This is a genomic window from Cupriavidus sp. 8B, from assembly GCF_054589115.1.
In genome coordinates, this window is the sequence record NZ_BAAILO010000068.1 from 22,941 (window position 1) to 40,951 (window position 18,011).

20 protein-coding genes are annotated in these 18,011 nt (G+C 61.3%); 12 read left to right on the forward strand and 8 right to left on the reverse strand.

The genetic code is table 11. From position 1 onward, the window contains the following. Positions 1-168: 168 nt before the first annotated feature. The 12 genes from ACYP5B_RS06630 to ACYP5B_RS06685 all read left to right on the forward strand — a co-directional run bounded on the left by ACYP5B_RS06630 (position 169) and on the right by ACYP5B_RS06685 (position 10,684). Positions 169-927 carry a FliH/SctL family protein gene (locus ACYP5B_RS06630; RefSeq protein WP_459569034.1) on the forward strand — a complete coding sequence of 253 codons (759 nt, stop codon included), beginning with the start codon at positions 169-171 and terminating at the stop codon, positions 925-927. Further along, a complete protein-coding gene (locus ACYP5B_RS06635; protein ID WP_459569035.1) occupies positions 924-2,333 on the forward strand; it encodes a FliI/YscN family ATPase in 1,410 nt (469 codons plus the stop codon). Before ACYP5B_RS06630 ends, ACYP5B_RS06635 begins: the two co-directional genes overlap by 4 nt. 57 nt (positions 2,334-2,390) lie before the next feature. Then, on the forward strand, positions 2,391-2,861 hold the full coding sequence (locus ACYP5B_RS06640) for a hypothetical protein (protein ID WP_459569036.1): 471 nt from the start codon (positions 2,391-2,393) through the stop codon (positions 2,859-2,861). Between the two features lie 737 nt (positions 2,862-3,598). Continuing rightward, positions 3,599-3,994, forward strand: a complete 396-nt coding sequence (locus ACYP5B_RS06645) for a hypothetical protein (protein WP_459569037.1) — start codon at positions 3,599-3,601, stop codon at positions 3,992-3,994. Then, positions 3,991-4,395, forward strand: a complete 405-nt coding sequence (locus ACYP5B_RS06650; protein ID WP_459569038.1) for a flagellar hook assembly protein FlgD — start codon at positions 3,991-3,993, stop codon at positions 4,393-4,395. The genes ACYP5B_RS06645 and ACYP5B_RS06650 overlap by 4 nt, the downstream gene beginning before the upstream one ends. A gap of 38 nt (positions 4,396-4,433) precedes the next feature. Next, positions 4,434-5,618, forward strand: a complete 1,185-nt coding sequence (locus tag ACYP5B_RS06655) for a flagellar hook protein FlgE (RefSeq protein WP_459569039.1) — start codon at positions 4,434-4,436, stop codon at positions 5,616-5,618. Positions 5,619-5,620: 2 nt separating this feature from the next. Continuing rightward, positions 5,621-6,658: a FliM/FliN family flagellar motor switch protein gene (locus tag ACYP5B_RS06660; protein ID WP_459569040.1), complete on the forward strand. Its 1,038-nt coding sequence runs from the start codon at positions 5,621-5,623 to the stop codon at positions 6,656-6,658. A gap of 36 nt (positions 6,659-6,694) precedes the next feature. Then, positions 6,695-7,102, forward strand: a complete 408-nt coding sequence (locus ACYP5B_RS06665) for a FliM/FliN family flagellar motor switch protein (protein WP_459569041.1) — start codon at positions 6,695-6,697, stop codon at positions 7,100-7,102. Positions 7,103-7,414: 312 nt separating this feature from the next. Beyond that, on the forward strand, positions 7,415-7,714 hold the full coding sequence (locus ACYP5B_RS06670; protein ID WP_459569055.1) for a flagellar biosynthetic protein FliO: 300 nt from the start codon (positions 7,415-7,417) through the stop codon (positions 7,712-7,714). After that, entirely contained in the window at positions 7,711-8,586 is an 876-nt protein-coding gene (gene fliP, locus ACYP5B_RS06675) for a flagellar type III secretion system pore protein FliP (RefSeq protein ID WP_459569042.1), read from the forward strand. The genes ACYP5B_RS06670 and fliP overlap by 4 nt, the downstream gene beginning before the upstream one ends. A 157-nt stretch (positions 8,587-8,743) precedes the next feature. Further along, a complete protein-coding gene (locus ACYP5B_RS06680; protein WP_459569043.1) occupies positions 8,744-9,439 on the forward strand; it encodes a sigma-70 family RNA polymerase sigma factor in 696 nt (231 codons plus the stop codon). A 93-nt stretch (positions 9,440-9,532) separates the two neighbouring features. Continuing rightward, entirely contained in the window at positions 9,533-10,684 is a 1,152-nt protein-coding gene (locus tag ACYP5B_RS06685) for a tetratricopeptide repeat protein (protein WP_459569044.1), read from the forward strand. Here the strand turns inward: ACYP5B_RS06685 and ACYP5B_RS06690 are convergent, their stop codons facing one another. The 8 genes from ACYP5B_RS06690 to ACYP5B_RS06725 form a co-directional block, all read right to left on the reverse strand. Then, the gene (locus ACYP5B_RS06690; RefSeq protein WP_459569045.1) at positions 10,685-11,086 is read right to left on the reverse strand and encodes a hypothetical protein; all 402 of its coding nucleotides are present in this window, start codon (positions 11,084-11,086) and stop codon (positions 10,685-10,687) included. Positions 11,087-11,261: 175 nt separating this feature from the next. Beyond that, entirely contained in the window at positions 11,262-12,290 is a 1,029-nt protein-coding gene (locus ACYP5B_RS06695; RefSeq protein ID WP_459569046.1) for a dienelactone hydrolase family protein, read from the reverse strand. Positions 12,291-12,369: 79 nt separating this feature from the next. Next, complete coding sequence (locus tag ACYP5B_RS06700; RefSeq protein WP_459569047.1) at positions 12,370-12,969, reverse strand: hypothetical protein; 600 nt, start codon at positions 12,967-12,969, stop codon at positions 12,370-12,372. A gap of 98 nt (positions 12,970-13,067) precedes the next feature. Continuing rightward, the gene (locus ACYP5B_RS06705; protein WP_459569048.1) at positions 13,068-13,610 is read right to left on the reverse strand and encodes an aspartyl/asparaginyl beta-hydroxylase domain-containing protein; all 543 of its coding nucleotides are present in this window, start codon (positions 13,608-13,610) and stop codon (positions 13,068-13,070) included. Further along, positions 13,607-14,764: a hypothetical protein gene (locus tag ACYP5B_RS06710; protein WP_459569049.1), complete on the reverse strand. Its 1,158-nt coding sequence runs from the start codon at positions 14,762-14,764 to the stop codon at positions 13,607-13,609. The genes ACYP5B_RS06705 and ACYP5B_RS06710 overlap by 4 nt, the downstream gene beginning before the upstream one ends. After that, positions 14,761-16,386: an outer membrane protein assembly factor BamB family protein gene (locus tag ACYP5B_RS06715; protein WP_459569050.1), complete on the reverse strand. Its 1,626-nt coding sequence runs from the start codon at positions 16,384-16,386 to the stop codon at positions 14,761-14,763. The genes ACYP5B_RS06710 and ACYP5B_RS06715 overlap by 4 nt, the downstream gene beginning before the upstream one ends. 197 nt (positions 16,387-16,583) lie before the next feature. Continuing rightward, positions 16,584-16,838, reverse strand: a complete 255-nt coding sequence (locus tag ACYP5B_RS06720) for a hypothetical protein (RefSeq protein WP_459569051.1) — start codon at positions 16,836-16,838, stop codon at positions 16,584-16,586. A gap of 128 nt (positions 16,839-16,966) precedes the next feature. Next, positions 16,967-17,998, reverse strand: coding sequence for a hypothetical protein (locus ACYP5B_RS06725; RefSeq protein ID WP_459569052.1), 1,032 nt, complete (start codon positions 17,996-17,998; stop codon positions 16,967-16,969). Positions 17,999-18,011: the final 13 nt, after the last annotated feature.

The window sequence follows — 18,011 nt, forward strand, 5'->3', positions numbered from 1 at the left end:
ACCACGTCACGGGTCAGGCACGCTTCGCCGCTAGCCGCGGAGAGTGGCACGGACGCTGCTCCGCAGGAAGGCACCGTGCTACGCGATATCGCTATGCATAGTGTGCCGCGGTCTTTGATTCGGCGAAAGGCGGCGTCTCATAGGAATGAGCCAAAGAGCGGTAATGGCTTGCCGCAGGAAGCACTTGGCGCAGTATCGCTTGCGACGGGGTATGGCCGCGAGGCGACCAAGCCCGACGCACAGGATTCGACAACGGCGTTACCCCCGGCAGCAAGCGCAGGCGGCTATGAGGCGGGCTGGCGAGTTGGCCAGCAAGACGGCCTCGCACTGGGGAAAAAAGAAGGCTACAAGGCGGGGCTTCAGATCGGCAAAGAGGACGGTCACAAGCAAGGGCTCATCGAAGGTCGGGCGGCGGGCCAATTGGAGGCACAGGCAATTGCGCGCCGTGAGGTCGGTGAGCGGCTGGATCAACTTGACCGGTTGTTGTCGGCGATCCCTTCCGAGATCGGCGCACGGCTTGATCGCGCCGAAGGGGATATGGCAGCACTCTGTTTTGAGGTGGTCTGTCGCATGATCGGAGAAGCTGCCGTGGAACTGGAGGGGGTTAGGTGCATGGTTCGCAATGCCGTCAGCCAGACAGCCAGCAGGCGTCTAGTGGCCATACATGTCCATCCGCGCGATCTGGAGGCACTGCAGGGCGATGCCAATCTGAAGACCTGGTTGTCCGGGCGCAACGAGGAAGGCCGAGCGCCGGTTCAATGGATTGCGGACGATCAGGTGCGCCTTGGCGGATGCATCGTGCGGGCACCAGAAGGCAGCCTGGACGCAAGGCTTGAGACGCAACTCGCGGTATTGCACGATGTGGTGTCCCGTCGAGCCATGCACCAGTCTCAATCATCCAAGTCGAACTCCGCATCCACGCTATGAGGGACATCGGACAACTCCTTGCCACCGTGCGTCGGACGGAATTTGCCCGGCGTATCGGCATTGTTCGCAGGCTTTCCGGCTTGGCAATCGAGGCCGAAGGGCCAAGTGTGCGTGTAGGCGAGCTGTGTGTCATTTACGGCAACGAGAATGAAGTGTCACGGTGCCGCTTCGACGCCACGTTCGGATTGCAGGATGTCGCTTCGTTAGCGGGAAGGCGCGATGTCGCGACGACAGGCCCGACTCCGGTTTTGGCCGAGGTGGTTGGTATCGAAACGGGACGCGTCATCCTGATGCCGTTTGGTAACGTTCATGGGCTTGCTGTGGGCGATACGGTGATGGCGCTGGGTAGCCAATCGGAGTTTGGCGTGGGAGAGGAGTTGCTCGGGCGGGTGATCGATGGCTTTGGCCGGCCGCTTGATGGCATGGACACGCCACGCACGACGGTGACCTGGCCGCTCAAGGCGGCGCCGCAGAATCCAATGCGACGCCCGCGCATTAAGACCGTACTGGAAACAGGTATTCGCAGCATCGATGCGCTATTGACCCTGGGTCAAGGGCAGCGCGTAGGCATCTTCGCCGGGAGTGGAGTTGGGAAGAGCACCCTGCTTGGCATGATTGCCCGGCATGTCACGGCCGACGTCAATGTCATCGCACTGATCGGTGAACGCGGGCGTGAGGTGCGGGAGTTCATCGACAAACAGTTAGGCGCGGACGGCTTGAAACGCTCGGTTGTGGTAGTGGCGACGGCCGACCAACCTGCGTTGTCCAGGTTGCGCGCTGTGTATGCCGCGCTTGCGATTGCTGAGTATTTCAGGGAGCTAGGCAAACAAGTTCTGCTGACGATGGATTCGATTACGCGCTTCGCAATGGCTAAGCGCGAGGTTGGATTGGCGGCCGGCGAACCGCCAACCGCGCGTGGCTATACGCCCGCCGTGTTCGCGGAGCTTCCCGAACTATGCGAGAGATGCGGAACGGCACCGTCCGGCGGTTCAATTACCGCATTGCTCACCGTGCTGGTGGAGGGAGACGATCTGAACGAGCCCATTTCGGATGCATTGCGCGCGATTCTGGATGGCCATATTGTGCTGTCCAGGCAGATTGCACATCAGGGCCAGTACCCGGCCATTGATATTCTAAAGAGCGCTAGCCGGCTGCTACCTGATTTGGCGACACGGAATGAGCAGGATCTCGCAAACAGGACGATTCAGCTGCAGGCAATGCTGGAGCGGAATCGACAGATGGTGGAGCTCGGAGCGTACGAGCGGGGTTCGAATCCCGAGCTTGACATGGCACTGAGCCGTAGCCCACATTTGCTCGCCTGGTTAAGTCAGGCCGAGGGTGGTGCCAAGCGGGCCGACGCGATACAACAACTGGCCGGGGTGGTGTTGCAGGGGGCGGGAGCATGATGGTTCACCTGCACAGGGCCATTGTAGCCCGCCGCTCTGCCACCTATGGAGGCCCACATGAGTGCTGACCTCCGCGGCTTCCACTATCCATTGGAGCCAATTCGGCGCCAGCGGCAATGGCAGCTGGACAGCCTGCTGGCGAAACTTGGTGCAATGCAGCGGGAGGTCGCTCAAACTCAGTCGAAGCTTGATGCACTGCAGCGCCGTTACCAGGAGCAGGCCGAGGCCGCACTACAAGCCGCGGTGCAGAGTCTCAACGCGCAAGCGCATCGGCGTGGACTCCAGTGGTTGATGATCCTGCGAGATCAAATTACCGAGCAAGAACAGTTGCTTGCCGCGCGAGTGGTGCAGCGGGATTCGGTTCGGCGCGCATGTCTTGGGCAGCGACAAAAGGTCGATGTCATGGAGCGGCATCGCTTGGACAGCATGGAAGAGTACGTTCGCGCAGAAAGTGGCCGTCTGGCGAGTGAAGCGGACCGGGAGTGGATTGCAAGGCTCGGGCGGTCGGGGTCGGGAGATAACATATGAAAGCAGCACTGAACGGTACATTCCTGGCAGTCATTCGACAGAGTATCAGTCCGGCGGCACGTGTGCCGGCAGGTTCGGACGAAGGCCTTTCCGGCCGCAATCGGGCATGGCAACGGGCAATGGAACAAGCTCAGTTGGCGTCCTGGTTCAGGTCCGTTACTCCAAGCGTTTCGCAGAGCCGAGTCAATGCCGGCAACTCCGCTACGCAAACGGCAAATTTGGTGGGAGCCACGAGCCGGCCGGCGCGGTTGACGTCGCCGCACCGCACGGATGAAGCCGAATCGCAGCAGGACGCGGTTGAACCGGGGCTCTCAGCAACCCGTCCTGCGGTTGCCGAGCCAGGGGGCGCGGGGGAGGTCCCCACACGCTCGGGCCGCGAAGAGGCTGAGAGCCGGGCGCCGGAGCTTCGGTCTCAGCCAACGGGCGGAAGTGCCAGGCCGGGACGCGCGACGGAAGCGGACGAGCGAGATGCGCGCGGCACGGCGATGCAGCCAGAGAGTAACACTCAAACGCTCTGGATCCCTGATCCCAAGCTACCGCCATTGCTCCAGAGTGTGCTTCCAGAGCTTCAAAAAATCGCGTCCGAAGCCGCGGGCGGTGGGGCATCCTTGGCCGCAGGATTTCCCCCTGATATTCAGGTCAGCGTAACGAACTATTTGGGCGGGGGTCCGGCGACCATGCCAGTGCCACTTAGCTCCGCACCCATGCCTAGCACGGACGGTCCGGAGGCAGAGGCGATGGCGCCCCACGACGCGGAGCGGGCGGATCTTGACGCCCCCGGTTTCGCGCAGGGAGCCACCAAGCCCGCGAATACCGCACCGGTCCGGTTGCACGCCGAATGGACGGATGAAGGCGTACGCATCTGGCTCGGCGTGGACTACAACCAGGTTCAGTCGCTGCCGGAAATCACACAGCGATTGGAGCGGCTGCTTGCGGATAGCGGAACGCGGCTGATCGGGCTCGTCTGCAACGGCCGCGCCATACGGGACAACAAGACAGCTACCGCCGCGAGCGATTGGTCCGCGAGTGTGCAGTTAGCGGTGCGCGACGCTGGGTATCGCAATTCTTTACCGACACAGGGCGAGTCTTCCGGCTTGCCGATCTTCCACCACTATGAGCAGGCAGAACCATGACAATCAGCGCAGCCGGCAGCGTGGCCAGCACCGCAGGATCCCAGGCAAGCAATCTGAACATGCAGGACTTCCTCAAGGTCTTGCTGACTCAGTTGACATATCAGGATCCCCTGAAACCCATGGATAACCAGCAGTTCATGGCCCAGGTTGCGCAGTTTACGACCTTGGGACAGACCCAGCAGTTGAACAGCAATATCGAGACTCTGGTAGCAAATCAGGCTTCGCTGCAATCTGTCGGTCTGATTGGAAGGACCTTGGACATCAAGACTAGCTCCGGCCAGGTTACCGGAACGGTGACTTCGCTTTCGCTGTCCGGTTCGTCGCCGCAGCTAACCGTCAAAACCGGAACCGGCGCTGTACTGTCCAATATCGACCTAAGTCAGATCACGGCGGTACGCTGAAGTCCGAGCCTCCCTTCTTTGAAAATCTGGAGTCCCCAATGCTTGATTCCATCTACATCGCAATGACTGGCCTTCACGGCTACGAAAAGGGCCTGCGCGTTATCTCTAACGATACCGCCAATATGAACACGCCAGGATTCAAGCGGTCCAGCCTCCAGTTCTCGGATCTGTTCTATTCTTCAGGCAACACTGGCGGACAAAACGGACAATATGCGGGCCAGTTCGGCTTTGGTCTGAACACATTGGGTACTGTCCTGAACTTCCAACAAGGCCAGATGCAGAACACTGGAAACGATCTCGACGTCGCGGTCGATGGCCAAGGGCTCTTTGTTCTGAAGGGTGAGGGTGGAAGTGTCCACTATAGCCGCGACGGGCAGTTCAAGTTCAATACGGACGGCGATCTGGTCTCAACCACGACAGGCGAGCGGGTGATGGGGCTCGACGCCACAGGCAGCCTGAGCGCGATTAGCATCGCGAGCCTCAAGACCAGCGCGGCCAAGGCGACCAGCACGATTAGTTTCAGCGGCAATCTCTCCAGCACTGCCACCAGTCAGACGGTGGGAAGCGTGACGGTGATTGACGCCGCGGGGAGCACGCATTCGCTGTCGGTCAAATTGGTCCCCGTCACCGGTAACACGGGCAGTTGGACGGTCACTTTGCAGGATGGCACGACGACAGTTGGTACCGGGACCATTGGCTTTATCAATGGTCAGCCGGATCCTGCCCATGCCACTGTCTCTGTCAGCTATACACCAGGCGGTCAAGCCGCCATTCCGTTGACGCTGGACTTCTCCAACAATGTGACATCGTTCGATTCCGGGAGTCAGTCGACCCTGGCGGTGGCTTCTCAGAATGGCGTTGGGCCTGGCAACTTGACGAAGGCGACCTTCGACGGCACCGGTACGCTTATCTTGACCTATTCCAACGGCCAGACTGCGAAGGGTTCGCGCCTGGCACTAGGGCGTTTCAATTCGCCAGATGCAGTGGCATCTGTCGGGGATAACGAATTCGAAGTGGTCGACGGACGGGCGTGGGAGACCGGCGCTGCGGGTAACCAGGGCTTCGGCAGCGTTCGATCTGGAATGGTTGAAATTTCCAATGTCGACTTGTCGCAGGAGTTTAGCGATCTCGTCATCATGCAGCGCGGCTACCAAGCGTCGTCTCAAGTCGTTTCCACTGCAAACGACATGCTGACAGAACTCTTTGCAATGCGTGGAAAATGAGCGTGAAGTCCGAGTTTGCGTGGGAGGAGACGCCGCTCCTCGATATCGAGCGCTCTGCCGCGAGTGCACGTCCGCTGCGCTGGTGGTCAACTGAGCAACTAGAGTCGCTGGCCAGCGCGGCGACAGCTGTGCTCCGCACGTGGCAGGCGGATTGGGGTGTCGCGATGAGCTACGCGTCGAACCAGTTAGCCGCCACGCCATCGCTGGCTGCAGTGCGATGTCAGCCCGCCCACGAACTGGCCGCGCTCTCAGGACGCTATGGCCAGTCGGAGTGGAGCGCCTTGCAGGTTGATGGTCAGTCGGGTGGCTGTTGGTGGATGCTCGAATCGGAGTCTTCCATGCTGGTCCAGGCATCCAATGTAGACGGTGCATCTGCGAAGACGGAGCCGAGCCAGGGCTTGATAGCGGCGCTATTGACGGCCCTCTTTGGTGGCGGGCCAGCCTTCACGATGCCAGGCACGCCCAGGAAGGCGAGCTCGCCCGTGGCAGAGGGAGTCGCAGACGCAGCGCTTTCGGATTGGTGGACACAACTCCGGCATTGGCTCGGTGCTTTGCAGTCGGCACCCAATGCCGAATTGACGAATCCGATGTGCCGCCTGGACGCGCTCCCAGTGCCGCTACTGCAGCCGTGGTCGGGAACGGCATGGCTCGCCTTGGATTGGTGTGGACACGTTTTGCACCTCCTCGTTGATTTCGCGCGAGTGGCGCACGTTCTGGGCGTTCCCTCCACTACTTCAATGCATCGTGCGGGAACGGGCGGTGGCGCGAGGGATGAGCCGCTCACCGCCATGTACTCTGCCCTCAATGGGTACACGGTATTCGTACAGGCGGAGCTTGAGCCCGTGGAGTTGGAGTTGGGATTGCTGGCGGCGCTGCGTCCCGGCGACGTCATCCGATTGCCCCATTCTCTGGATGCGCCGCTACTGGTGCGGACTCATGATGGCGAGCTGCTTTGTGAGGCTTTTCTCGGCAAGGTTGACGCACAGCGGGCAGTCGAATTGCTACCTCGTCACCCCCCCAGATCCAACAGCGGACTATAGGTGCTGCACGGCAGTGTGCAGCAATGAAGAATTCAAATGAAGAAGGCAATGGAGCATTTCTTGCAGTCGGCGATGAACGAGAAAGAACACGATACGGTAGACGCGTCCACGGTACCCATGGCGCAAGTGCTAGCGCTCAGCGATTTGCATACCCCATCGGACAACGACACGGTGCGGCCCACTTTGGTGGACATTTCCAGTCCCCAGGAAAATCCGCTCCATCGCGTCAAGGCCAGGCTCACCGTCTGTGTCGGCGCCGCATCGCTCACAGTGGGGGAGCTGCTCGCGGCGAAAGAGCAGCAGGTCTTGCGCCTCGACCGAAAGATCGAGCAACCGGTGGATCTGGTGCTGGAGGGGCGGGTGGTGGCACGAGGGCAGCTCGTGGCCGTGGACGAGCATTTTGCGGTACGTATCACCGAGTTGCCTGTCGCTCTCAAGGTATAGGTCAGGCAAATCGTGTGTGGATTTCCATATCAAGCCTCCGGCACTGCCCGGAGGTGCGCGCTCGTCGCACGAGTGGCGCTTCGTGCCGTGCTGAGCGGTGTGCTAATGCTTGGCGCAGCCGCCGGAGCGGGCCGCTCGCTCGCGGCCGAGCCGCCAGCGGCATCCGCCGCGGTAGCGCCAGCCGCTGCGGCAAGCGTGGCCGAGTCCGGGCGACCGCCCCTGGGTATCCCGGCAAGCATACCCTTGCGGCGCGATGCGGAGCCGGACACAGCCGGCATGATCGGCACGCCGCAGTGGCTTTTCATAAGCGGGATGCTGGCGGTGCTGATCTGGGCAGGGGTGCGTCGATGGCGACAAAACCGTGCGGGGCCGCCTCGGATTGCAAGCGGATGGACGGCGTGGTTGGCGCAACGTGCTGGCCACGGATCCGTACGTGTTCAAAGCTCCACACGTCTATCGGGTCGCGCCAGCCTGCACGTTATTCAGTGGGATGGGCAGGAGTGGCTGCTGGGCTGCACCGAGCAGAACATCTCGCTGTTGGGTCAGCGCCCCGCGCGCGGAAGGGATGTCTCGACCGGCGACGGAGCGGCGGCGGCCGGGGGAGAGTCATGATGCAGGTCCAATGGCGTGGGGCGTGGACGGCATTCCGAGGCTTCGCCTGTCTGCTTTTCTGTTCGCTTGTGCTCGGCGGCGCCGCGCTCCAGCCAGTACAAGCGCGCGCTGGTACGCCGGCGACGCAGGCCCCGGTAGCAAAGCTTCTTGTCGCTTCGAACGAGCGGGCCGCGATGCAGATGGCGCCAGCCCTTGCGCCGCGCTCCAGATTGACGGCCAATCCGTCAGGCGTGGTACCGGCAGTCGAAACGGCACAGGCGTTGCGCGTTGTACTGGGACTGACGGTACTCGCCATACTCCCAGCCCTGCTGGTATCGCTGAGCTCTTTCCTGCGTATCATCATTGTCCTGTCCATGCTGCGGCACGCAATCGGCATGCAGGAGACGCCGCCGAATACCGCGCTGATCGGCCTGGCGCTGTTCTTGACGCTGTTTACCATGTCGCCGGTGCTGGAGCAGGTCAACCAGGAGGCGTTCCAGCCGTTCATGGCTGGGAATATCTCCATGCAGGCCGCCTATGACAAGGGCAGCGCGCCGTTGCGTGAGTTCATGGTGCGCCAGACCCGTGAGCAGGACCTGGCGCTGATGGTCGAGTTGTCCAAGGCGAAGCCACCGCAGTCGATGGACGATATCAGCAATGTCCAGTTGATTCCCGCTTACATGCTGTCGGAGTTGCGGGCGGCATTTCAAATCGGTTTCGTGGTGTTTTTGCCCTTCTTGCTGATCGACCTGGTGGTCTCAAGCATCCTGATGGCACTTGGCATGATGATGATGCCGCCGTCCACGATCGCGCTGCCCCTCAAGATCCTGATGTTTGTGCTGATGGACGGCTGGAGTCTGCTGCTCAAGGCTTTGGTTGGGTCGTTCCACTGAATCGTGCCCATACCCTGTCATGTCAGAATCAAACAATAATGCACCAGGGCCGTATGGCGACGTCGCTCCACAAAGGGCGGGACAGCATCCTTGTGCAGCGGATGGTGCGGGGGACTCGCGCGACGGCAGGTTGCTGCCAGGCGAGACGGAACTCTGGATGCGCTTGCGGACTCGGGGTGACGACGCTGCACGTGAATTGCTGAGTGCACACTATCTGCCCTATGCTAGGGCACAGGCTGCAAAACTCTATGCCCGCCGTACCCATGACGGATTCGAGTTCGACGAGTACCTGCAGTTTGCCGTCGTGGGTCTCATGGAATCGCTTGAGCGATACAGCCCGGATCACGGGGCACAGTTCAAGACATTTGCAACGCCACGGATAATCGGCGCGATGCTTAACGGGCTCGAGCGCTTGAGCGAGCGGCAACAGCAAATCGGGTTACGGCGGCGCCTCGCAGCCGAGCGAACGGCTTCGCTCGCGGCAGGCGCGCTGTCCGAGGGCAATGCGCAGCGGCTACTGCGCGAGCTTGGAGACATTGGCGTGGGAGTTGCTCTCGGGATTCTCCTGGAGGGCACCGGAATGCTGGTCGATCATGACGAAGGCTTGCCGGATAATGCCTACTCTCGTGTCGAGCTGCGTCAGTTGCGCCTGCAGATCTGGCGTCTGGTGGAGAACTTAACGCCGCGGGAGCGCGACGTCATCCGCCTACACTATCAGCAGCTTAAGCCATTCGAGGAGATTGCCATTGAACTCCAATTGACCAGAGGGCGCGTCTCACAACTCCATCAGCAAGGCCTGAAGCGCCTACATTCCCTGACCGTACGGGGGGGAAGATGCGATATCGCCTACTAGAGGGAATGATCCCTCCCCGCCGCAACCTTGCCGACGCTTTCATACCCGATCCACTCCCGGTGTCTTACAAGCATGCCAATAGAGTCAACAGTGATGCAGCCTGATCCCGCAGTCGTGCAGCGCCTGGAGCGCCTGCAACGTTATTTGTCGGCCGACCCGCAGAATACGAATCTGCGCGTTGACATATTTGATGCCGCCCTGGAAACTGGCGAGCTCGATCTCGCCGAGCAACAGGTGACGGCGGTTCGGCAGGCTGGCAATGGAGAGCTGGCTTGGACCAATCGTCTGGCTTTACTTCGGCTCGCCCGCAAGGATTACGCCGGCGCGGAAGTCTTGCTGGAGGACATCGCCGCGCAGGGAGTGGATGAGCCGGGTGTGCAGTTCAATATTGCCTATGCACTCTTTGGACAACACAAACTGGAAGCGGCGCGGGAAATGCTGCTCCTGCTCCTTGATACGCCACCGGAAACAGGGCAGCCGGCGCTGACGCTTTGGCTGCGCTGCCAGCATCACCTTGCCCAGTTCGATGACGGGCTTCGCGAGTTCGCGCAACGGCTTGCGGCGCGTCCAGTCTCAGCCGAGGCTTTGGGCGTAGCAAGCCTAATGGCGCTTGACGGCGGGCGGCTCGAGGAAGCCCGGGTGTGGTCTGAGCGAGCCCTGGAGGCCAACCCGGACCAGATTGAAGCATTGGTATCTCGCGGTTCACTGGCGCTGGGAGATCGACAGACGCACATTGCCCAAGCGTCTTTCGACCGGGCCGTGACGGTCAATGCTTTGGATGGTCGGAGCTGGTCGGGACTGGCCTTCGCCAATATGCTCGAACAGCGCCTGGATCTCGCGCTCGAAGCGTTCCAGCGAGCGGTGACCGACATGACGGGGCATATCGGCACCTGGATCGGGCTGGGATGGTGCCAGTTCCTGCGGCGGGATGTCAGCGCCGCGCGTGATGCATTCGAACGTGCCCTGCATCTCGATCGGAATTTTGCCGAGAGCCATGGGGCGTTAGCCGTCGCGCTTGCCGCCCAGGGGTTGAGGGCTGAGGCGGAGATTGAGATCGATATCGCCCTGCGGCTGGACCGGTCCAGCCTCTCGGCGCGGTATGCCCAAGGGATCCTGTCCGGTGAGGTTGATGATCCGCAGGCTTTCCTACGCCTGGCACAGCGCGTGCTTTCCCAGCACCGCGGCCCTCGCGGGGGTGGGGAAGGGGCTTCACTTGCGGATTTAGTGCTGGGGCCTCGACAGTAGCTATCGCGAGGGACGAGATACCGAGGAGCGGGCTGTCTGCAGCAATAGATCGCCCGCACGATCCATCGCGGCCCGGAGCTCTGGGTTCACTTCCATGGAGTCCAGTACCCGTCCGACAAGGTCGTCAAAACCCGGATCGTTGATCAGGTGCACGCCGAACTCCCGACCCAATACGGAACCCAGGTAAACGCGGAACGCTCTGCGTCTGCCTTGCGGGTCATCGGGCGAGATGGCGACCACCGCCTGGGCGACCTGTGTCAGCAGGTCATCCGTATTACCCGGCGAGCTTCGCGCCCGTGCAGGAGCCGCACCCCCAGTTCTGCCGGGCATCTGGCGTTGCCAGGCGAGAGCGTGCTCGCGGATATGCGCCAGGAGCTTGCTGGTGGGGTCGATCGAACTCATAGGGCTCCTTGTGGTGCTCGGTGCTCGTCATGCTGGCTGAGGGCAAGTAGCCGGCACTGCTCGGCAGACGGCAACATAGCAGTCGCTTTGCATAATTGCAACCGGCAGGCACTCCGCGCAGACGGCTGGCTCCGGCGTGCCGTCCTCGCGCCGGATGGCCGCATGGCGCGCGCTGCTACAGGCCGAGTTCCTTCACGAACTGGTCGACATGGACGGACCATAGTTTGCCGCCGTAGGAAAGCAATAGATGCCCGTCCCTGCCGACGACTTCCCCTGTGCTGATAAACCGGGTAGGGCTGCCACCCGACGCAAAGGCCGCGTGCCATGCAGTTGGGGCGGTCGCTCCCCAGAAGAAATCGTTCTTGGCATACAGCCAAAGCCCTGGAATTGTGGCCGATTTACCCATCTCGCCCATCACCTCGGCCATCTGCTCTGCGTCACAGCTACGCCCCGGTGCGAGGTCTGGCGAGCCGCCGGCGCCGCCCGAGAAATTGATATAGGCGATGACGCCGGGTGGCCGGGCGGCGGCGGTGGCTACCGTAGCAAAGCCTCCGACGGACCTACCCTCCAGTATGAGGCGGCTCTTGTCCGCCCACGTCTGTTCACGAGTCCATGTTATTGCTGCGAGCGTCACCTCACGGGTCACCTTGGCCAAATTCCGGTAGTCAGGCTTGCGCGTGCAATTACCCAGTGTGTCGAACGAAGCGCCGGCATTTTCCCGATCGGGGCCGCCGGTCTCGCCGTACCCAATCCGCACCGGCGCGACGATGGCGATGCCCTTGGCCAGCCAGTACCGGACATGCCCTCTCAGAATCGGATTCTCCAGCTTGCCCCGCTCGACGCGATCTGGCGATCGGCCATGAGAGAAGATGAGGGTCGGAAAGGGGCCCGTGCCAGCAGGCTTGTAGACCTCCGTCCGCATCTTGATCTCGCCACCGAACGTACCCGCGCCGGGGACCGGAATCCATACAATCTCCGGCTTGATATCCGCCAGTTCGGGGGAGGGGCTGACTACCTCGGCTGCGACGATCTGCGGCGTAGCCAGGAGGTCAATCGCCAACAGTAGTGCACTACAGACGATGATCGCTAGCGCCTTCCAGGCTATCTTGCGCCTGGCATCACCATTCTGGAACGTTGATGCATTCATTCTCTTTCCCTGCATGATGGGATGATTCAGCGAAGTGGACGCGGATGTCTGAGCCATTCCAGGCCTCGGGGGGTGGGCGCTGTTGTGTGCCGTGCGGTACGTATCGGGGTATCACGAACGCGTTCTACTGCTCCCCTCAGTGGACACTGCGGTAGGTCGATAGCAAGAAATGGGCCTCGGATTCGGCGTTGGTCGCCGCGATCGCTTGTTCGGCGTAGGGCGTGGTGTCGCTTTGTCGTTCGGCCCTGCTGTCACGGGCTGCCGCGACAGTGCCTTCGATCCGGCTGATCAGCAATTGCATGTCCTGGTTGAGGGGCGGGTTATCGGTATTGAACTTGATTCCTTCTCGTAGCCAATGGCATGCCTGATCGAATTGATCGTTCTGTAAAGATTCGAAGGCCATCTTGAACAGCCTCAACGGGTGGGCTTCCTCAAGCTTGTCGAGGGGGGCCCAGGTCGCGAGCGCTGCGGATGGCCGGGAACTCGTGAACTGCAATAGTCCAAGCTGGAAGCGCGCAATGGCGTAGTCCGGCGCCGCCTGCAGGGCGGCAATATACGCGGCCTCCGCACGATCCGGCTCTTGATCCTGAATATGTCGGGCTGCCAACAAGAGGAGGGGGCGCGGGTCGGCGGGGTGCAAGCTGGCGGCTTGCTCTAGAAGTCTTCTGGCGCTAGCTGCATCGCAATGCTGAAGCTGCTGCATCAGGGGGAACAGGTAGTCGGAGTCACGTTCCATGAATTGTCAATGTTTGAGGTGGGCCCGCAGACGTGCATTCCGGCAACCATCTGGATGTTGTGTCCCGACCGTTAGTCACGTGGATGCGAAGAAGTGTATTAGACAGTCGTGTGAGGATGCACATCGAAGATCAGGTGAACCCTGACCTGGCGAGAGCGGTTGAAGGCTGCATGTGGGAGCTTATTGTTGAACCACCACAATTCGCCCTCTCGCATCCTGACGTCCTCATCGCCGCAATTCATATCGCTGCCATCGCTCTGGATGATCAGGTGGTACCGGTCGCGGCAAGCATAATAGGTACCGTGATCGATGTGCCGATACACTTGCCCGCCGGGCTGCAGCCTGGCGAAGAGTGCTCGACCAAGGTCGCCCTGCAGTCGATGGGACAGATCGCGCAACACCGCCAATGTCTGAGGGAAAAGCGCTGCCGCGGCAGCCAGATTACTTTCGTGGACATCCTCCAATCGTTTGGTGGCCCCCCCGTTCTTTGCCGATCGCAGGAATATGGACTCAGTTTCCCGCTGAACGGCGATGTTCCGTTGACGTGACGTACTGAGCAGCCAGGCCGGTTCGTTCTGGCGCAGTTCGGACGCAATCTCATCGACAGAAATCCTGCTGTCGATCAGCTCGAAGTTCTTCATGACTTGGTCCCGGTGGCAGATGCGGACCATGCTTGCAGGTCAACGCCGATCGCCTGGATATCTCGCAGCGTGGAGATCGAATGAATCCTCGCTTGTATCGTCTCTTTCAGGATTTCGGTCTGTACCAGCTTCTCGTCTGCTTGACGCATGGTGGCCAAGAGCTCGCTCGCGGCGTCGGGCAGGGAGAGGTCACGTCCACGCGCGTAAACTTCTAGCAAGGTAAAGTCGAGATCGTCTGGTTTGATGCCGCCATTGTCAAGCAGGGCTCGTGCGAGCTTGACCCTGCGCTGGCTTACCACATCGTTGGCGATGTAGGCGCTGTCATCCTGCAGTCGGGAGCGCACCGCATTGACAACTTCGCGCAGTTGGGTTCGTAAGCGAGCGATCTCGTGGGCCTGATGAGTTTCGGACAAGGGCTTTTGCCAGTCCTCGGGTTCGAACGTCGAGGCGGGAAATGGGAATTTCGCCGAGAGTTCCGGGAGGACTTCGTCCAGCAACTCCCGACGCAGGCGGACCATGTCATCCTGCGTCAGGGCACGGTGTATAGCTTGCGTGTAGTGCTCGCGGACGCGTTCGGTGCGTACCAGCATCGCCAGGGTTTCTGTGTGGCGGGACTCGACAAGCGATGCCGCCTCCGATAGCGAAATACCCCGTGCCGTGGCGATGGCATCGAGCATGGGAAAGGTCAGGGTCTCCGGCAGCGCCTCGGTGAGGGTGCTTGCATACTGGCGGGCTTCCAGCAGCTTCTGTTGCCGCACCTCATTGCCCAAGGCGCAGGTAGCGGTGAAACGGCTGCGGGCTTGGGAGATCTTGTCACGCAAGAGGGTCAGCAAGGCACGCCGGTTGCTGTCAAGTAGACGTTCCAGTTGCGGCTTGGGCTCCGGCTCGCGCACGTCCTTGAAGACGCCGCCATTGAAACGCCAGCCCCAGCAATTGCGCAATGTCATCGCCGCCGGCAGGTCTCCCAGATATTGCGAGACAAAGTACCAGTCGCCTTCCATGACCGGCTGGTAGTCAGGGTCATCGGTGAAATACACGAGTCGGTTGGACTTTACCTGCGTGACGATGATCCAGCTTCCGGCCGAGCGCACGTGGCGCTCCGGCGACCCCGAGGCGGCATCTTGCAAACTTGGTGAGCGCGTGCTGGTGTTCATAGTTCTTGATTGCAATAGAAATCATGTATCCGGAAAGCTTTCAGTCCCGAATGATTGCTGGCTGCCACGAGCATGGGAATGCCGCCGGCGTAGCCAAGGGCGGGCGGTTGGCGATATACGCCTCCGATACTGCCTTCCCAAAGCTTGACCTCGCGCTGCGGGTCGAGGACGGCCAGGTGGCCCTCCCTGGAAAGGACTACCAGATAGCCATTGAAGGCAACCGGCATCCACACACCCGAGCTGCGCAGGCGCGTAAGCCAGCGGATACCCAGGCCGTCCACGTCGAACGCTGTCAGGTGGCCCTTACCATCAAGTACATAGGCAATGCCGTCCTGGACGTGCAGAAACTGCTGATGCAGGCCGGCGCCGTGCCGGCGTGCGTTTGCCTCGGCGCCAGTGTGCATGTCGAAGCTCTGCAGATGGCCGTTCTCCGTGGCGACAAGAACCCGGTCGCCAGCCAGGGCCGGCCTGCCGCGTACAAGGCCCTTTGAGCGCGCTTGCCAGCGCAGCTCCCCGGTGTCCGCATCCAGGCAGACGATGGATTTATCGTTGCAGGTCGCGACGACCGACCGATGCGTCGGACTGTAAGCAACCGTTGCCGGTGGCCAGTATGCGTGTCGATGGCGCCAGAGGACGCGACCGGTTTTCCAGTCGAGGGAATATAAGTGCCCGAAGGGCTCGCCGCTGTTCTCCTGCTCCGTGTTGATATACAGGCGCCGGTTGGCCAGATCGATCACCGGAGTAGCATGGACGTGTGAATCCGGGCGCCACCGCCACTGGATCTCTCCATTCTCGCCATTCAAGCGAGTTACGGTCCCGTCGTAGCAGCCGAACACGAGGCTGCCGTCCGCATGCTGCAACTGCTGGACAATGCCCTTGTATGGTTTCGCGAGGCTCTCGTAGCGCCAGGCCGCCTCGCCGCTGTGTGCATCCATTCGCCAGACCCGGGATTGATCGTCGGCAGCAAAGACGGCATCGCCGGCGATGACCGGGGCGCATTTGATCGGATGCTTGGAGTGGCCGTTGAGTTCAAACCGCCACCAGAGGGGGGTATCAACGAAGCCTGGTGCCGCGCCCCGCATGCTCGGCGGTCGAGCGTCGAAGCAATCGCGCGTCAGTCCAATATCATGCCGCTTGAATACCGAAACTACGGGGAAGCGGCTGAGGCTGAGCTGGCGCGAGCCCAGGGGACGCCATTGGTCGAAGAGTACCGCCAGGGCACAGAGTTGTGGCGCGAGATTATCCGCGGCCAGTGCCTCCTCGACCAAGGCTACGGCAGAACCGGCACCGAGAAAGTCGTCAACAATCACCGCACGCGTGCCGGCGGCGCATCGCGGCCCCTCGACCCACCGTTTGCGATGGTGCGTATTGCGCGAACCCCTGACCATCAGGATGCCGAGGTCGGTGCCGTCATCCAGGGCGGCCAGCGCGACCGCGAATAGGAGGGGCGTCGCGCCAAAGCCGGGGCCCACCAGTACTTGCGGTCGAAACGGTTTGATGAGCGGCCAGAGAAGCTGCCCTGCGGCGCGCGCGTAGCGTGCTTGCGTGAGCACCTCGCGAAAATCAAAAGTGAGGTCATTCGAGAGGAGGATGGCGCGCTCGTATATGGCGCGTCGCAGCATCTCCCATGTTTGCGAGGGCAAGGCGGGCGCGGACGTGATTGCCCCCGTCAACTCATCGCGGACGAACTGACTTGGGTGAGCCTGTTGAGTCAAATGCTTACTACTCCTTGGAAGCGAATTCGGCGCAACGCCACGCAACCCATGGGCTTCCCTTGATCAGGCAAGCCCAAGGATCCAGGGGCTAGTGTGATGCCAATCTAGAGATCAGCCTCCATCACCACCGTCGCCACCGCCACCGCCGTCGCCGCCACCACCGCCGTCGCCGCCACCACCGCCGTCGCCGCCACCACCACCGTCGCCGCCACCACCACCGTCGCCGCCACCACCACCGTCGCCACCACCACCACCGTCGCCACCGTCGCCGTCGCCCCCGTCACCGCTGCCATCTCCAACACCGCCATCGCCACCGTCTCCGCCGCCACCATCGCCACCGAAAAAGACGGGAAGCTCATGCAATGGATCGAAGATCCCTTTGTAGACTGCCGGCGGAACCGCGACGATCGGCCGGATGTTCGCGAGCAGTTCCGCGATGCTGTCGGATCGAGGATTATTGATGAACATACTTTCTCCTTTTGTGGAATCACGCCTGCTCTGGCGTGCGTGAGGGTAGGGGCGATGGGCTTTCCTGCACAGCGCCTTGACTTAGCAGGCTGTTCATCATGTCCGGGTATGCGAGAGGATGGACCGTCGGGTTGCTGTTCATCTCTAGCAACCAGATGGCTTGCTCGCTGTCCAGAATGGCATCGACCGTGAAAAGTGTGTTAGTACGCAGGTCCCCTGGCAGCGCCGTGTACAAGTTCCGGCCTATGCCGTCGAGCGCATGCGTCCAGTCCTCCCGCGCTTCAGGCCGAAGGTCGAGAATGCGGCGATTGCGAGGGTGCATCAGGTCAGAGCCATACCTGTACTCGATCAATTGTCGCTTGCCCTTTGATAGGATGGTCGCGTCGGTCACGCCACAATAGTGAAGCAATGGCGCGCACCTGTGCAGCAACTGTCCCGTATCCTGTGGTGAGTAGGGACGACTATATCTGGCGCGCGAAATGATCAGCTGTCCGAGTGTTGACACGCCATCGCCGGCAACAAAAGGCATCTTGTCGCGTTCCGCGCAAACGGGTGTGCCGTTCCAGAACCAGACTTTCAGCAGGTCGCCGCGCGTAAACCGCTCGTAATACTCGCCTTGCGCGATGTCGAGCGGGGACTCCGTTACGGACCGGAACGGTCCCCGGATCTGGTCGCCGAACGACGATATGGCGCGTTTTATCACGACATCGCCAATATCGATCTTTCCGTCCACGGCAAAGTCAGGGACGGAAAGACCGGTGCTTTTTGCGAACCGCTTGAAGGCCAGCTTATCCGAGGCGATGGGCCAGCGCTTGGTTTTATAAGGTAGCCATCCCGCAAACATCTGCGTATCGTCGGTCGGCTGGGAGGTGTACTGGCGCACGCCATCGATGGCGGTCAGGAACTGTGGGTGAAGCAGCCAGTGCGAGTTCCCCTTGCGCACCAGCGCCGTCATGGTGTCGCCGGTGAGTATGAACTCGGCGCCGCCGGCCATGACTGCTTTACGCAACCAGGTGACGTGGTCGAGGAAGTTATTCTTTGACGGCTGCACGGTGAATCGGTCT

Bases quoted from the DNA above. Each gene is read 5' to 3' on its own strand.
- ACYP5B_RS06635 (WP_459569035.1), top strand. From the start codon at position 924: ATGAGGGACATCGGACAACTCCTTGCCACCGTGCGTCGGACGGAATTT.
- ACYP5B_RS06640 (WP_459569036.1), top strand. From the start codon at position 2,391: ATGAGTGCTGACCTCCGCGGCTTCCACTATCCATTGGAGCCAATTCGG.
- ACYP5B_RS06645 (WP_459569037.1), top strand. From the start codon at position 3,599: ATGGCGCCCCACGACGCGGAGCGGGCGGATCTTGACGCCCCCGGTTTC.
- ACYP5B_RS06650 (WP_459569038.1), top strand. From the start codon at position 3,991: ATGACAATCAGCGCAGCCGGCAGCGTGGCCAGCACCGCAGGATCCCAG.
- ACYP5B_RS06655 (WP_459569039.1), top strand. From the start codon at position 4,434: ATGCTTGATTCCATCTACATCGCAATGACTGGCCTTCACGGCTACGAA.
- ACYP5B_RS06665 (WP_459569041.1), top strand. From the start codon at position 6,695: ATGAAGAAGGCAATGGAGCATTTCTTGCAGTCGGCGATGAACGAGAAA.
- ACYP5B_RS06670 (WP_459569055.1), top strand. From the start codon at position 7,415: ATGCTGGCGGTGCTGATCTGGGCAGGGGTGCGTCGATGGCGACAAAAC.
- fliP (WP_459569042.1), top strand. From the start codon at position 7,711: ATGATGCAGGTCCAATGGCGTGGGGCGTGGACGGCATTCCGAGGCTTC.
- ACYP5B_RS06680 (WP_459569043.1), top strand. From the start codon at position 8,744: ATGCGCTTGCGGACTCGGGGTGACGACGCTGCACGTGAATTGCTGAGT.
- ACYP5B_RS06685 (WP_459569044.1), top strand. From the start codon at position 9,533: ATGCAGCCTGATCCCGCAGTCGTGCAGCGCCTGGAGCGCCTGCAACGT.
- ACYP5B_RS06690 (WP_459569045.1), bottom strand. From the start codon at position 11,086: ATGAGTTCGATCGACCCCACCAGCAAGCTCCTGGCGCATATCCGCGAG.
- ACYP5B_RS06695 (WP_459569046.1), bottom strand. From the start codon at position 12,290: ATGGCTCAGACATCCGCGTCCACTTCGCTGAATCATCCCATCATGCAG.
- ACYP5B_RS06700 (WP_459569047.1), bottom strand. From the start codon at position 12,969: ATGGAACGTGACTCCGACTACCTGTTCCCCCTGATGCAGCAGCTTCAG.
- ACYP5B_RS06705 (WP_459569048.1), bottom strand. From the start codon at position 13,610: ATGAAGAACTTCGAGCTGATCGACAGCAGGATTTCTGTCGATGAGATT.
- ACYP5B_RS06710 (WP_459569049.1), bottom strand. From the start codon at position 14,764: ATGAACACCAGCACGCGCTCACCAAGTTTGCAAGATGCCGCCTCGGGG.
- ACYP5B_RS06715 (WP_459569050.1), bottom strand. From the start codon at position 16,386: ATGCTGCGACGCGCCATATACGAGCGCGCCATCCTCCTCTCGAATGAC.
- ACYP5B_RS06720 (WP_459569051.1), bottom strand. From the start codon at position 16,838: ATGAGCTTCCCGTCTTTTTCGGTGGCGATGGTGGCGGCGGAGACGGTG.